Consider the following 15,310-nt stretch of genomic DNA (forward strand, 5'->3'; position numbering starts at 1 on the left):
GATAGACACAAAAAATAGTTAAACAATGAATTATTCATGATTTGCATCAAAAGACTGGCTTATCAATGGCGTGAAATTAACCTTCTTATCCAGCTGTAACAATGGTTAACACCATTATGGGTTATATTAACAGAACAAAACTTCTTGCTCCGTCTCTCACTGGTGGATATCTCTTTGGGCTCAAACTGGTTAAACCGTTCATCTATGCGGATTTGCCTCGCGCTGCTTGCGTTCACGCTGGTCGCGGCAGTCGGGATACTGGCTATTTCCTGGCAAACGTCGCAGGGATTACGGCGCGATGTGAGCGCCAGCCTGCAACAATCAGTGAGACTGGTGGATATGACGCTGGATAATGCCGCGATCGCCGCCGGCGCGGTGGAAAATCTGATTGGTGCACCTTGTGATCAGCCGACCATTCAGGCGCTGCGCTGGCAGGTCGCCAAAGTTCCCAACGTACGCACCGTCAATTTATATCGCCAGCATAAGGTTTATTGCGCCTCTTTATTCGGTGAGCGAGACGATACGATTTCCACTCAAAATTACGTCGATGGAAAACTGATGCTGATGAGCGGCAATATAGTGACGCCCGATCACCCGCTGATTGCCTATCGTCATGATGTTAACGGCAGCGGCGTACTGGTCGGGGTCGATGGTTATTTCCTGCATAATATTCTGCAATTGCTCAGCACCCATGCGTATCTGATCCTGCAAGTCGGCGACAAGTGGATGGACAGCCAGGGCAAAATTCATACTTCTGAAATCTGGCCTGATGGCGAAAAGTTGTCTCTGAAATCCTCGTTATATCCCTATGAAATGCAACTGGTTATCCGGCCGAGCGATCACTGGGGTTATATTTTCGACTACGCCACTGTCAGCCTGATCCTGTTCCCGCTGATCAGCATCTTCATTGCTTTTATGACCTATGCGCTGCTTGGCCGGTTGGGTGGCCCGGTTGCTACACTGAAAAACGCGCTGGGGAAAAAACAATTTATCCCTTACTTGCAGCCGGTCGTGGATGGAACAAACCATGAAATTACCGGCGCTGAAGTGCTGATGCGCTGGCAGCATCCGCAGATGGGGCTGATCCCGCCATATCAGTTCATCCCTCTGGCAGAAGAAAGCGGGCTGATTGTGCCGATGACCCGACAGATGATGGCGCAGGTGCGCGATCAGTTCGGCCCGATGGCCGCTCAGTTGCCAAAAAATTTCCATTTCGGGTTCAATATCTGCGCCAGCCACTTTAAAGACCTGACGCTGGTCGAAGACTGCAAAGCCTTTATTGACGCCTTCCGGGAGAACCCGATCAATCTGGTTCTGGAACTGACGGAGCGCGAGCTCATAGAGCCTTCAGAAACCACCCACAGCCTGTTCAGTGCCTTGCGCCGGATGGGCGTGCTGGTCGCCATGGATGACTTTGGTACCGGCCATTCCAGCCTGGCTTACCTGCAAAAATTCCACATCGACATTTTGAAAATAGACCAGAGTTTCATAGGCCGGATCGGCACCGACGCACTGGCCGGACATATTGTCGATAACGTAATTGATCTGGCCAAACGCCTGCAAATGGTCATCGTGGCAGAAGGTATAGAAACGCAAAAACAGGTGGATTATCTCGCCCCCTATCGCCTCGAATACCTGCAAGGCTACTTTTTTGGAAAGCCTGTTGATCCATCTGAATTTATCGATAAGTGGATCAGGCATTAACCCTTCCCCGCGCCCGCCGTGCGTTTCGATGCGGCGGGCACGTTGCGCGCTCTGTGACTAGAATAATAACGTGAGCTACGTCTGATTAGACGTGTGCGCATTTTGCTTAAAATCTTATGATGTGTAACATCCATTCAGAATTGTCCCGATACGCTGCTAACCTGTTGAAGTTACTTGTATTGGTGTAGTCTGAGGCAAACCCTGCTGATAAATTGAATGATCACTTTGCGAGCAAGATGATGATTAAGTGGCCGTGGAAAGCGAATGAACTGAAAATTGAGAAATCAGACGCGTGGAATGACGCTCTGAATATCCCACTGTTGTCCTCCCTGAACGAGCAAGAGCAACAACGTCTGATTCAGGTCGCCAGCCAGCTTTTGCATCAGAAACGACTGGTTCCTTTGCAGGGTATTGTACTGACTGAACAGATGCAGGCACGCATTGCATTACTTTTTGCGCTGCCAGTGATGGAACTCGGTGCGTCGTGGCTCGATGGTTTTCATGAAATTTTGCTCTACCCTTCCCCTTTTGTTGTCGATTCTCCATGGCAGGATGAAAACGGACTGGTTCATGCCGGTACGCAAATTCACGCCGGTCAGAGCTGGGATCAGGGCCCGATCGTGCTGAACTGGCAGGATATTGAAGACTCCTTTGATAACTCCGGTTTTAACCTGATCATTCACGAAGCCGCGCATAAACTTGATATGCGAAACGGTGGCGAAGTGAGCGGTATCCCGCCGATTCCGTTACGCGAAGTGGTGGCCTGGGAGCATGATTTACAGGCGGCGATGCAGAATTTACAGGATGAAATTGACACCGTTGGCGAAGAAGCGGCCAGCATGGATGCCTACGCAGCGACCGATCCGGCAGAGTGTTTTGCCGTACTTTCTGAATATTTCTTTAGTGCCCCAGAATTGCTTTCGGAGCGTTTTCCGCTGGTATACGGTCATTTCACCCGTTTTTATCAACAGGACCCGCTGGCAAGGCAACTTCGCGGTCAGCGTTGTGATTGTTAAAAGTCAGGATTAAACGGTTTTTCCTGACCAAAAGTGAAGTTTTAAGGCTATATTGATTAGTTGCTGAGCAGTCGCACTGCTTTTCACGAAATTGCCGTTGACACTCCACATCCCTCTGGATACTATGCGCCCCGTTCACACGATTCCTCTGTAGTTCAGTCGGTAGAACGGCGGACTGTTAATCCGTATGTCACTGGTTCGAGTCCAGTCAGAGGAGCCAAATTAGAAAAGCCCGCTTAAGGAAACTTAAGCGGGCTTTTTGCTTTGCGTCAGGTGTGGGATGCCGGTTATGAGCGAGGAGCAGATGTTGCAACCATTCTTCATACCGTAACCATCGGGGCGTAAGTCACCGATATATGAGCTCATATTTTGTCTAATAGATAGCGGTGGACAGTTTGTCGTCGCTATTGCGGCTGCAACAGTGCTCTCATTTCTGGAAAAAGGATCGAAACGAATGCATCATACTGTCGATCAAATTCTGTACCTTCATCAAGATAAAACATGAACCGAATAACGGTCTCAGCCTGCTTGTCTGTTGTTGGCGGTTGAAAACTTCTCCAACCTAGCAGGAATAAACGCCTTAAAGGGTGTTTTCCATTTTTACCTCTATTTAGGGCGGCAGCAAGGACATCATAAGCTGAAGGTAATTTACTACCCACAGTACGAGCATGTTTGAAAGACAACAAGACGGGAAGAATTCCCTTTTTATTCCAAAAACTCCAACCTAAACACGGAGCAAAAGTTTCATCCCAGCAGGGGTAACGAGTTAAGGAAAAAAAGGTCGCAAATACATTTTCATGCATTTGTTCTGGAGAATTTTCATCGTAATAGTTCAAGGCGATATCAAGAAAATCATCCAGAGCATCACCCCAGCTAAGCTCGTAATTAAAAGCTATTTTTCCAAGCTCTGCCTGCTTTATACGCTCCCATGCTCCATGAGCACGCAATTGTACTTCAACCAATTTCTGCTCTGTTTGAGTATAATAACCCCCTCTAACTTTACTGATACCGTGTTTAAGCATAAGTATAATAGTAGCTTCATTCTCTATTATTTCTGCTTCACGGGCATTTTTCGTTCCTGTATCTATCGCATACATCAGTCGAAGAGGAGTATTTAGTCGTGTCCACACTGCACCTTTGCCATTAAAGTGCTCATCTGTTCTCTTTTTTATATCTGCGGTCAATCCAACATAGTAACATCCATTCGACAACTCAAGGACATATAGGTAGATATCAACTGGCGTCTGAGCATTAAACCAGTGCCCAGTTTTATATTTATAATAATCTTCAGTACTAACATTGCCACCACCTAACCGAATAAATTCTTCCGCTGCTTCATCAGGAATTACCTTACCAATTATTCGCTGCTTCCATCCGCGAGTGGGCGGCCATTCTTCGCCCAGCAACTCAATCTGGCGCCGTTTATGTGAGCCTCTTTGAGTTGCCCCTGCCATTAATAATTCCATAGTGATAATCATCAGCGTCCTCATAATGATGAATGTTTTAGAAAAGCCCGCTTAAGGAAACTTAAGCGGGCTTTTTGCTTTCTGTGGTTTTTACGAATTTGTTACACAAAGCAGGTTTTTAATCTTTCGATCAACAATTCTCTCCCACTCAACACCTACTCACTATTGAACTGCTATGAGGCGGATACTCGTTCAGCACATCAATTAATCGGCATCTCGAAATAATACTTAGATGACTGAATCATTAGACCAACCCGGTGTCACCTTTAGGTCTGGCCCAGTTGCAATAACGATGTGTTAGCCGGGCATTTTCAGGAATAGTCCTTCCACCTATCCAATATTGCTTTATGTGATCAAGAGCGGCATCATCTACTGACTGAATGTGTTGCTTACAAATTGCACACGTAGGATCAACTGACATCATTTCCTCTTTAAGTTTAAAAGTGAAACAACGCGGTTCTTTTTGATTGATGCCAAGGATAGACTGCAACGACAATCGCCATTTGTCGAAGCGTACAGTTACTGCTTGTACTGAACTAGTAGACAACTCTATAGAGTCTATAAATTCTTGGTCTTCAGTCATTAGATAAACCAGTGCTTCTTTTACAGAATCTAAATTCTGATAAACCTTGTTTTTATCTTCCTTAGAAAAAGAATATATTAATACATCATATAAAGAGGCATTAAACTTTTTCGGCTCCCAATAACCATTTGGCTGACCTTCTTTTCCCTTATAAAATCGTTTGAAAGAATTCTCTCCAAAAGCCGAACGAATTATTTGGCACGAATTTTTGAACGCTAATTTCAATTCGAGAATATCTTTATCTGAAATATCTCTTTTTTCTAATGCCTCTGAATTAAGGAAATTACGCATTGGTGCTTTATAGTTGAGATAAGTTTTGTGATAGAAAGCACAAAAACGAAGAACTAACTCTATATCCTTCATCCGTTTGTCAGGCCCTTTCAGGCCAGCTATAAACATGAAATCAGGATCTTCCGCCATCTCTTTCAGCGCAAGGTTGAAGTTTCCACGATAAAGACAATTTCTCAACTCTTGGTCATTCAATTGAACTGAACCTGTATTCAGACGTTCAAATATTTCAAACTTTAGGTTTTCGTTGGAATCCTTTTGAAATGTGATAGCACGTATTTTGTAATATCGGACTCTATCTTGTAACTCATCTGACAGATCGCTGAATTTCTTTCCATTTAAATCTGTGCAGACATTCAAGCCATTAAGTTTGAATGTTTTACCATCTGGCAAGTGACCATCAATAAAGGAAAAGAAGGATGTTAAACGCTGTTGTCCATCAATAACGTATTCCTTGCCATCTTTTTCTTCCGATAAATAAATAATGGGCAATGGAATATGAAGAATCGCTGACTCAATTAACTTACTCGCTTTCTTTGCGTCCCACACGAACTGACGCTGAAAATCAGGCTGAAGTATAAGCCGTCCTCGATTCCTTTTATTATGAAGGGATTCAATTTCAAGATCGCCACTTGAGGTATGAATCCTATTGTCCTCAGGTGCAATTTGTACTTCTTCCTCACCATCATCATCAAATCTAAGTTCATTCTCTTCTTCAGGTAGCATCCGGCATCCTCAGCTATTAGCATAACGTCTATTGTATGTTTTAACGATTCAATGAAGGGTTCACGCTTATAGAGCGAATCTTTACCTTCTTTCATTTCAAATAGGAATCTAACTCTAAAGCTTCTATTTTTCAATGTTATGAACGGCAATTCAATACAAAAAATTCTGTATAAGTAAGGTGAGTTTAAAACTTACTATAATAATCTTGTTTACCCTGACGCCAACCCAAATAAAAAGCCCTTCCGGGCTTTTTATTCATCATCAGCTCAAACCGCTTATTACCACATCAAATCATCTGGCACTTTGAAATCTGCATACGGATCATCTTCGTCCTGCTCTTCCTGACTCAGTGCGCTGTTTAATACAATGCTGTTGGCATCACGCTGCGCGATTTTATCCGCTACGCTGGCAGGGATAATGGCGTATTCGCTCTCGCCGCTTTTTTCAGAAACCAGACGCGCAATAGCGAGACGGCCGCTGATCAGCTGCGCCTGAGTGGTTTTATCCACGGCGATGCGTTTGATCAGTTTGTCGTCGGTGAAGTTGAAATCGATATTGCCTTTCGAAATGACGATTTTATTCATTTCAATCAGCTGTTTTACCTGCGCTTTATACTCTTTAGACAGCGCCGCCTGCTTCTGTTCTTCGCTGAGCTGTTTATCACGCTCAAGCTGGGCTTTTTTATTTTCTTCCACAGCGGCACGGGCTTCACGTGCCTGAACGCGTGACTTTTTTGCCGTTCTCTGCACTTTGTCCATCTTTTTGCTGCTGACTAATCCCGCTTTCAGCAACTGTTCTTGTAAGGTGAGTTTTGACATCGTTGTTTCTAAATCCGTTGAAAAATTTCAGCGATTATAACCGTAATTTTTAAGCCTATACAGGCCGGAGAACCTGAATGCTGAGTGACCGGTTCTTAGTCGTCGAATTGTGCCCGATAAAAAGCCCGCCTCAGAAAACTTCAGCGGGCTTTGGCTTACCGGTTCTGCTTATCCCTTAGCGAAGTTCGCCTGAATGCGCTGTTGCAGATAGTCTTCGGCACTGATGGCCGGATACTTCGCCTGCGGCCCCAGAATTTCGACGTCTTTATTGGCCTGACAGAAAAATGCCAGGCTGTAGCGCGCACCCTGATATTCACCGGGCAACGGGCTTCTGACGCGATGGAAGTTTGATGGCAACTGGTCGTCGCTCCAGCGCATCAGCATGTCGCCGATGTTGCAGGTGATCACTTCTTCGCGCGGCTCGATGCTGGTCCACTGCTGGCTTTCGCTGTCTTTGCCCGGACAAACCTGCAATCCGCCCTGACCGGGACGCTGGAAAAGCAGCGTCAGGCAGTCGAAATCCGTATGCGCACCGGCGCGCCACATGCCCTGCTCCGACTGTTCGGTGGCATAGTAGTGCAGCATACGCAGCGTGCTCTGGTAGGTTTGCTGATCCGGGTTATGCGCCTGCTCGAAAAAGTGTTCCGGGAAGCCCAGTTTCAGCGCAAAACAGGAAAGCAATTTCATGCCCAGTTGCCAGCATTGCGATTCAAAACTCAGCATGGTGTCTTTGAACGCCGGCAGTTCCTGTTCGCGCGGCCACAGCTTGTCCATCAGCGGACGGGTGATCTGATAGGACTCTTTCTGATCCGGCGTTTTGGTTGACGGTCTCACCTGTGATTTATTCTCCCAGCCAGCGTTACGCGCCAGCGGATACTGCGCTTTTACCGCGTCGGGCAGCGAGAAGAAATCTTCTGTCATGCTGAATGCCTGACGGATATCGCTCAGTGCGATACCGTGATTGCTCACCTGAAAGAAGCCGATTTCAACGGCTGCATTCCACAGTTCGTCGGCGATCTCACTTTGACGCTTTTCGAAATCGGACAGGTCTATGCAACGGACTTCACGGGCAAACGTCTCTTCGCCCATCGCGCCCATTCCGGCTTCTTTTTCCAGTTCCTGTAATGCATAACCTGCTGTTTGAGCTGACTGTGTTTGAGTTGATTGCGTCATTATTCTTATCCTTCTTTATCAATTAGGTTAGCGCGCAGCGCGTTGTTGCAGGGTACGGACGGCAGCCATCGCGTCATGGCGCATGGCGTCCAGATCGAGACCGGGGATAACATCGTTTTCGACGATCACGCGGCCATTGATCATCAGCGCCTTCAGTGAAGCGCGACCGCCACAGGCCACCGGGCCGATTGCCATGTCGTGCAGGCCGAAATAACGCGGGTCGTCGAGCCGGTAAATGGCGATATCCGCCAGCATACCGACCTGCACGGTGCCGCTCTGTTGCAGACCGAGGATCTGCGCCCCGCCCGCGCTGCCCCAGCGCACCACATCTTCGATGGATGCCGCATCGCCGCCGCCCTCAAAAGTGCCGCCGTCATAGCGCGGTGTCGCCATCATGCCTTTACGCGCGCGCTGTAAAAGCCACGCGGCATGCGCTTCACTTTGCATGTCGGCGGCTTCGTTGGATGCCGCACCATCAACGCCCAGCGAAACCGGCACGCCCGCCTGTTCCAGCGCCAGCAGGTCGGCGATGCCGCTGCCCAGACGTCCGTTGCTTTGCGGACAGTGCGCAATGCCGGTGCGGGTTTGTCCCAGCATGGTGATCTCCTGCGGCAGCAACTTGACCAGATGCGCAAACCAGACGTCGTCCCCCAGCCAGTCGTGTTCCGCGCAAAACTGCACCGGCGTCATGTCGAACTTAGCGCGTGCCGCATCGAGATAATCCACCGTTTCCGACAGATGGCTGTGCAGGCGTATCCCTAAACTGCGCGCCAGTTTGGCCATTTCGCGCAACTGCGCGCCGGGCGCAGAATGCAGCAAGGTGGTCGGTGCCATGACCACGCGGCGCAGAGACGTCGGTTTCGGATCGTGATAACGCCCCACCAGCCGTTCCATATCCGCCATGTAATCATCGAAATTTTCCGGTCTCAGCGCCTGCGGTAAATCTTTCTCAATCGCCCGTCCCTGCGTTGCACCGCCACGGCATAAGACAATGCGCATTCCCAGCGCTTCCCCTTCGCTGAACAGGATTTCCGAGGTATCAAACGGCATATCCGGCCAGTAAAGGTAATTATGATCCGCCACCGTCGCGCAACCAGAACGCAGCAACTCAGTCAGACCGATACGTACCGCGAGGCGAAATGTGGATTCATCGAACGTGGCGCGAAAGCGATAAGGCGTGGCGCTTAACCACGCGGTCAGGCTTTTGTTCAGCCCCTGAGGTTCGCCTTTCAGCAATGACTGAAACAAATGATGGTGAGTGTTGACCCACGCCGGATACACCACGCAGTCGCGGGCATCAACCAGCCGCTCGTCCGGCAATGCCGTCAGGGAGCCCATCGCCTCAATCACGCCATGACGCACACGAATATCCGGCCCGGCGTGACGCGCCCCGTCGCCCGGCAGGCCGGTCAGGATGGCGTGAGCATTTTTAATCAGTAAAGAGTCAGATGACATCGCAACGCTCCTCAGGGTTTAACCTGCATGTGCTCAACAAATTCGGTGGTATACGCCTGTTTCCAGTCGGTATCCGCGTTTAGCAGTTTGGCGTTGACCATGAAATCACGGGTTTTCTGCCAGCGCGCTTCAGTCATGGTGCCCCAGCCCTGCGACGCCGCATCGCCGCCATCAATCAGGTGATGCTCTTTGATTTGCTGAACGCCCCAGGCCAGCAGGTCGTCAGTCATTTTCGGGTTATCCTTTTTGATCAGCGCGTTACCGGCCGCCGGGTTTTGCAGATAACTCACCCAGCCTTCCATCGATGCCTGCACAAATTTCGCCATTGCCTCTTTGCGGCTGCTGATAAGGTCAGGACGGGTGATCAGAATGCCGCCATAAGGCGGATAGCCGTGCTCCGAGAACAGGAAGAAATTGGATTTCACACCTGCCTTTTGCGCCTGAAACACTTCAGAGCTGACGTACGCCTGCTGCGCTACGTTCTCGTCCGCGACAAAGGGCTGAATATTGAAGGTATACGGGCGAACCTGCGAATCGCTGAGCTGATAGCGTGCTTTAAGCCACGGCCACCAGGTCGATTGCCCGGAGCTGGAAACGAGAATAGTTTTATCTTTCAGGCCGTCGAGCGACGTCACGGAAGCGTGGGTCAGTAACCCCTGCGGGTCGAACTGGAAAGGCGCCGCGATGGCTTTGGCCTGGAACCCGCGCTGCACCGATTCGAGCAACTGCAGGTCATAACCGATGATGACGTCAGCGCGTTTTGATAACAGCAACTGCATGCCGTTGATCTGCGGGCCGCCGGACTGAATGCTGACATCCAGTCCGTAACGTTTGTAAATGCCCGTCGCCAGCGCCTGATAATAGCCGCCCTGTTCAGCCTGCGCGTACCAGGAAGTCAGCAGTGCGATTTTCTCATCGGCCTGCGCCGACAGGGAGAAAGCGCCAGTGATCAGCGTGCTCAGCACGCAGCAAGACAGGGGAATGCGGGAAATTGACTTCATTGCTCCTCTCCTAATCATCGCCGGAGGGAGGATAAGCAAACGCGGCTCAGCCCCCCTGACCGGCTCAAAATGAACCGCGAAATGGTTGCTGAGCAATGTCCCGCGCAGTTACCTGCACTGACCGCTTCTACTCACTTTTAACTATACAAAAACGATGCCAACTTCGCAGATGCGCTTTCCCTGCGCCTTGTCGGGATAATTGCGTCTCACGCCCTGCAACCTTTGATTCATCACAGAGCGTGAAGCACCAAAATCGTGCAATCAGTGCCGTTCACGCCCCGCCGTTTGGATCTGGCTGAATAACATCTCCAGTTGTTTGAGCATCATCGAAGCGGCAAGAGAAAGCTGCCGTGAAGGGGCAACGCACAGGGACAGCGTGAAGGTTTTTAATTGCGGATCGGTCAGCGGAATAAACTGCAACTCGTCGCTTTCCACTTCATCCATGATATCTAGCCAGCACAGAATGCCGATGCCCATTTTCTCTTTAATCAGCGAACGGATCATGTGGATGTTATTGGACACCGCGACTTCGCGAACCCTGTCACCGTTGATATTCATCAGCGCCTGCACCGGTTCGGCCAGCATCAGCGGTGCGGCGGGCAGGATAAACGGATATTCCATGCACTGATTGAAACGCACGCCGCTTCTGTCGCCCAGCGGATGCCCTTTCGGCACCACAATGCCCAGCTCAATTTCGGCGAAAGCACGCACCTGCAACTCCCGGGAACTTTGCGGATTCAGCATCAGTCCGAAGTCTGCATCGCCGGACATCAGCGCCTGCTGAATATCCACGTTGTTCATGGTGGTCAGCGTGAACGAAATATTCGGATAATCGACGTGCACTTTTTTGAGCATCGACGAGAAAAATTGCCGGTTGATGGCATCGATGGTGGCAATCCGTACGTGCCCGCGCCGCAACCCGCGCAGATCGTCGAGCTGTTCCAGAACACGCGAAAAATCCTTTTTCCAGTTATTGGCAGCATGCAGCAACAGCTCCCCCGCCGCCGTCAGCCGTAAACCTGTGGGATGACGTTCAAACAGCGGCATCGCCAGTTCCTTTTCAACCCGCAATATCTGCCGGTCAATTGACGATGCGGCAACATGCAGGGTTTCGGACGCCTTACGAAACGATCCCTGACGGGCAACCTCGGTGAAGTACAGCAGAAATCGGGAGAATGCGAACATAGGGAGTGCTCTCTTTTATGCAACGGGATGTGCGAATCAAAGCGCTGGACGCAACAGTTTTATAACAATAACGTAGCTTTCAATGCAACGGGAACAATCGTTTCACCGCTTATCTGCCCGACTCTGCGCAGTCATTTGCGTAAGACAGCGGGTTATGCGGTGAACGGATCGATGCCCCTTTTTATGAATGATTCATCAGAGAAAATACGGTAAATGACGATGAAAGATGCCGGATTAATTCCTGTCATAATTAAAGCTGTGAAGTTAAATGGTAAGGGTAATATTTCCGTGCAGCTTATTGCGCAGGACGACAATCTATTACCGCCTTATTTTCCCGGCGCGCACATTGACGTTTTTATTCCGAAACTCGGCCCGCGGCAATATTCTCTTTGCGGTGAAAACGGCAACGGGGAATATTACGAAATCTGCGTGAAACTGGCAGAATACTCCACCGGCGGATCGCACTTTATTCATCATCATTTCCGCCCCGGTGACAGCCTGACCATTTCGGCACCGCGCAATCATTTTCCTTTGCCTGACGCCGGTAAATATCTCTTCTTTGCCGGTGGTATCGGCATCACGCCGCTGCTGGCAATGGCGGAACACGTTGCGAAGCAACAGATTGAATTTGAACTGCATTACTCTGTTTCAGACAGTGAACACATCGCGTTTCTGCCGCGCTTAACTGCGCCCGCCTTAGCGAAAAATGTCTTTATACATGACAGCAGCGCAAACGATTCCCTGCGCCATAACACGCCGCTGAGTTTATGTCAGCCGGATGAGAATACGCGGGTACTGGCCTGCGGGCCGGACGGATTTATTCAGCGCCTTGAAGACATTATGCGCACCCATCACTGGCAGGAAAATCAATTATCTTTCGAGCGGTTCAGTAATGCGAATATTGGTAAGGATGCAGAAAATCAGGCATTTCATATCCAGCTTAACTCCACCGGGCAACGTTATTTAGTCGGCCCGAAACAGAGCATTGCTGAAGTCTTATTAAGCGCCAGAGTCGATATTATGCTGTCTTGCGAACAGGGTATTTGCGGTTCCTGTATTACTGACGTGATCGACGGTATTCCCGATCACCGCGACTGCGTGCTGACAGATGAAGAGAAAGCCGAGAACACGCAAATAACGCTGTGCTGTTCACGTTCCAAAAGTCCCGTTCTGGTTCTCGACCTGTAATGTCAACACGGAGCGACACAATGAACCTGCCCGATCCCACCACACCGCTGAACGGCATTGCCAACGCTCGTCTGCCCGCGTGGCTGCTTCCCGCCGGATGGCCTTTACAGGCTGGCGAACCAGTTACGGCAGATCTGCGTTTTGACACAGGCAAAATTGCATCCGTGACGCCTTATCAGCCAGATCAACATGATTTGTGGAACGCACACGGCACACTGGCGCTGCCGGGGCTGATTGAACCCCACGCCCATCTCGATAAAACCTTCACCATTGCCCGCAGCAGCCCGTCGACACCCGGTCTGCTGGCGGCGATTGAAACCCTGCATCAGGATCGTCAGCACTGGACGGCGGATGATTTGCGTCAGCGTGCCCGCAAGGGTCTGGCGTGGGCAGCGGCGAATGGTGTGACCCGTTTACGCACCCACATTGACTGGTTCGACGTGGCTCCGCCGCTGGCCTGGCTTGAACTGGGCGAGATGGCGCACACCGGCGTCACGCTGGAACGGGTCGCGCTGGCGCCGCTGAGCCTTTTCGCCGACGCCAGCACGGCTGACCGCATTGCCCGCACAGTCGCAGAAAGCGGAAAGCATTGTCTGCTGGGCGGATTTATTCACTCCTCAAACTGGGATCCGGCGGCGATGCGCAATCTGATGCAAAGTGCCTCACGCTGGAAACTGAATCTGGATTTGCATATCGACGAGGAGCTTTCGCCGGTGGCATACGGCCTGAGCTGGCTGGCTGATTACCTGTCACAAACTGATTTCAGCGGCCACATCTGTTGCAGCCACGGCTGTGCGCTGGCTTCGGGCAGTAAACAACAGGCGCAGCAGATCCTGAGTTTGCTGGCGGCGCAGCGCGTCACCCTGATTGCGCTGCCGATGACCAACCTGTTGTTACAGGATGCCGTCACCGGCCGCACGCCGCGCCAGCGCGGCATCACCCTGCTGAAAGAAGCGCAGACGGCGGGCGTTCCGCTGCTGCTCGGTTGCGATAACGTGCAGGACGCTTTTTGTCCGGCAGGCAGTTATGACCCGCTGGATACGCTGAGCTGCGCCCTGTTCGCGCTTCAGCTGAATGACATTTTTGATCAGCAGTCACGGCTTATTTGCGATGCCGGCGCACTGACCGGTGAGGCGCCAGCCGCCCTGCCGCTTTCCCCCGGCAGCGATGCCAGTCTGGTTCTCTTTCCGGGCAGCGACAGCCGGACCTGGCCTTTACACAGCGCAGCCCGCCTGGTTATCCGCCACGGCAGGCTGACCCACCAACGCACCTGGAATCAGGAGTTATCCCATGAGTCTTGAAGCGGGAGCGGGCAAACCGCTCGCCAGATATGCCGCATGGCGTCGCGCCGGTGATTTCGTTTTTCTCTCCGGCATCATTCCCGTCAACCCGCAGACGGCAACTATCGTGCGTGGTTTTCAGGATATCCCCGCCGAAGCGCGGCTGCTGCTGGGCGAAACCGGCGAATTCTCCACCGATGCCAAGCAGGGGCCGATCCTCGCTCAGAGCTGGTATGTGCTGGAAAGCATCCGCCACACCATCGAAGACGCGGGCGGGCAAATGAGCGATGTGATCAAGCTGGTGCAGTATTTTCGCAATCTCGATCACTTCCCGTATTACAGCCGGGTCAGAAAACTTTTTTATCCCGGACAACCGCCGGTTTCCACCGTGGTGCAGGTCAGTGAAATGCTGCCAGATGCCGGGGTGCTGATTGAAGTCGAAGCCACCGCCTGGTTACCGCAATCCCGCTCAACCCAATAATGTCAGACCACGAGGCACAGCATGATTAACGGTTACATTCCTGCAAATCGTTTTCTCCCTTTTCTGAGCTGGACGGCCATCGCTGCCCTGCCTGATAAAGCCAATACGGTGATCGTCCTGCCGACCGGCGCGATTGAGCAACACGGCCCGCATCTGCCGTGCTCGGTGGACAGCGTGATCTCCTCCGGTGTGGCGGGTCACGCGCTGGCGCGGCTGGCGCAAGCTATTCCGGCTTACGCCATTCCTCCGATCACCTACGGCAAATCTGACGAACACCTGAATTTCCCCGGTACGCTGACCTTAACCGGCGACACGCTGTTGCAGACGGTTTTAGAAATTGCCGAATCGCTGTACCGCGCCGGATTCCGCAAGCTGCTGATGATTAACGGTCATGGCGGACAACCGCAGGTGCTGCAAATGGCCTCGCGGGAAATGCGCCTGCGTCACGGCGACATGATCATGATCCCGCACGACGTGTTCCGCGTGCCGAATGTGGAAAACCAGTTCCTGAGTCCGCTGGAGCAAAAAATGGCGATGCACGCCGGTCACAGCGAAACCGCGGTGATGCTGGCGCTGGCACCGGAATGTGTCCACATCGAACACGCGGTCGCCAATTATCCGCCGGAGTTCCCGTGCCCGACGCTGTCATCAGGCCGTCCTGCCGCCGCCTGGGCTTCCTATGATTTTGGCCCGAGTGGCGTGATCGGCGACCCGACCGGCGCGACCGCTGAACAGGGTCATGCAATCCTTGATTCGCTGGCGGCGAGCTGGGCGCAGGCGATCACCGAAATCCATCACATGCAATGGAAAGCCCGCAGCGAGCCCACCTGGGGAAAACACCACTGGAACGGCTTTGTGCAAACCAGCTTCACTCCTCCTTCGTCTTCTCTGGCCTCTGAATAAAGGAATTCTCACGATGAAAACACAGCATCCCTTCACTTACAGC

At 51.3% G+C, this 15,310-nt stretch carries 13 protein-coding genes and 1 tRNA gene; 7 read left to right on the forward strand and 7 right to left on the reverse strand.

Features of this window, described 5'->3' with window-relative positions:
* Window positions 1-144: 144 nt before the first annotated feature.
* From ACM615_RS11140 to ACM615_RS11150, 3 genes are all read left to right on the forward strand, one after another.
* Entirely contained in the window at window positions 145-1,704 is a 1,560-nt protein-coding gene (locus tag ACM615_RS11140) for an EAL domain-containing protein (protein ID WP_240783304.1), read from the forward strand.
* A gap of 239 nt (window positions 1,705-1,943) precedes the next feature.
* Complete coding sequence (gene mtfA / locus ACM615_RS11145; RefSeq protein ID WP_120163434.1) at window positions 1,944-2,720, forward strand: DgsA anti-repressor MtfA; 777 nt, start codon at window positions 1,944-1,946, stop codon at window positions 2,718-2,720.
* Between the two features lie 144 nt (window positions 2,721-2,864).
* A tRNA-Asn gene (locus ACM615_RS11150) sits at window positions 2,865-2,940 on the forward strand.
* 184 nt (window positions 2,941-3,124) lie between these two features.
* On the opposite strand, the gene ACM615_RS11155 is transcribed toward ACM615_RS11150, so the two are convergent.
* From ACM615_RS11155 to ACM615_RS11185, 7 genes are all read right to left on the reverse strand, one after another.
* Entirely contained in the window at window positions 3,125-4,198 is a 1,074-nt protein-coding gene (locus tag ACM615_RS11155; RefSeq protein ID WP_431011885.1) for a GIY-YIG nuclease family protein, read from the reverse strand.
* Window positions 4,199-4,430: 232 nt separating this feature from the next.
* Window positions 4,431-5,783: a GmrSD restriction endonuclease domain-containing protein gene (locus tag ACM615_RS11160; protein ID WP_132963950.1), complete on the reverse strand. Its 1,353-nt coding sequence runs from the start codon at window positions 5,781-5,783 to the stop codon at window positions 4,431-4,433.
* A 278-nt stretch (window positions 5,784-6,061) separates the two neighbouring features.
* A complete protein-coding gene (locus ACM615_RS11165) occupies window positions 6,062-6,601 on the reverse strand; it encodes a DUF2058 domain-containing protein (RefSeq protein WP_112289242.1) in 540 nt (179 codons plus the stop codon).
* A 168-nt stretch (window positions 6,602-6,769) separates the two neighbouring features.
* A complete protein-coding gene (locus tag ACM615_RS11170) occupies window positions 6,770-7,774 on the reverse strand; it encodes an isopenicillin N synthase family dioxygenase (protein WP_431011886.1) in 1,005 nt (334 codons plus the stop codon).
* 27 nt (window positions 7,775-7,801) lie between these two features.
* A complete protein-coding gene (locus ACM615_RS11175; RefSeq protein ID WP_431011887.1) occupies window positions 7,802-9,229 on the reverse strand; it encodes an amidohydrolase family protein in 1,428 nt (475 codons plus the stop codon).
* Between the two features lie 11 nt (window positions 9,230-9,240).
* Window positions 9,241-10,230 carry an ABC transporter substrate-binding protein gene (locus tag ACM615_RS11180; RefSeq protein WP_129638734.1) on the reverse strand — a complete coding sequence of 330 codons (990 nt, stop codon included), beginning with the start codon at window positions 10,228-10,230 and terminating at the stop codon, window positions 9,241-9,243.
* 261 nt (window positions 10,231-10,491) lie between these two features.
* Entirely contained in the window at window positions 10,492-11,415 is a 924-nt protein-coding gene (locus ACM615_RS11185) for a LysR family transcriptional regulator (RefSeq protein ID WP_112289238.1), read from the reverse strand.
* A 213-nt stretch (window positions 11,416-11,628) separates the two neighbouring features.
* On the opposite strand from ACM615_RS11185, the gene ACM615_RS11190 reads away from it, so the two are divergent.
* The 4 genes from ACM615_RS11190 to ACM615_RS11205 are packed head-to-tail and all read left to right on the forward strand — an operon-like array spanning window position 11,629 to window position 15,267.
* A complete protein-coding gene (locus ACM615_RS11190; RefSeq protein ID WP_129638733.1) occupies window positions 11,629-12,603 on the forward strand; it encodes a PDR/VanB family oxidoreductase in 975 nt (324 codons plus the stop codon).
* A 20-nt stretch (window positions 12,604-12,623) separates the two neighbouring features.
* Complete coding sequence (locus ACM615_RS11195) at window positions 12,624-13,904, forward strand: cytosine deaminase (RefSeq protein WP_129638732.1); 1,281 nt, start codon at window positions 12,624-12,626, stop codon at window positions 13,902-13,904.
* Complete coding sequence (locus ACM615_RS11200; RefSeq protein ID WP_112289235.1) at window positions 13,894-14,364, forward strand: RidA family protein; 471 nt, start codon at window positions 13,894-13,896, stop codon at window positions 14,362-14,364. Before ACM615_RS11195 ends, ACM615_RS11200 begins: the two co-directional genes overlap by 11 nt.
* Window positions 14,365-14,385: 21 nt before the next feature.
* Complete coding sequence (locus tag ACM615_RS11205; RefSeq protein WP_431011888.1) at window positions 14,386-15,267, forward strand: creatininase family protein; 882 nt, start codon at window positions 14,386-14,388, stop codon at window positions 15,265-15,267.
* Window positions 15,268-15,310 lie beyond the last annotated feature (43 nt).

This window comes from Rahnella sp. PAMC25617, from assembly GCF_050606005.1.
In the GTDB taxonomy this organism is placed as follows: Bacteria; Pseudomonadota; Gammaproteobacteria; order Enterobacterales; family Enterobacteriaceae; genus Rahnella; species Rahnella variigena.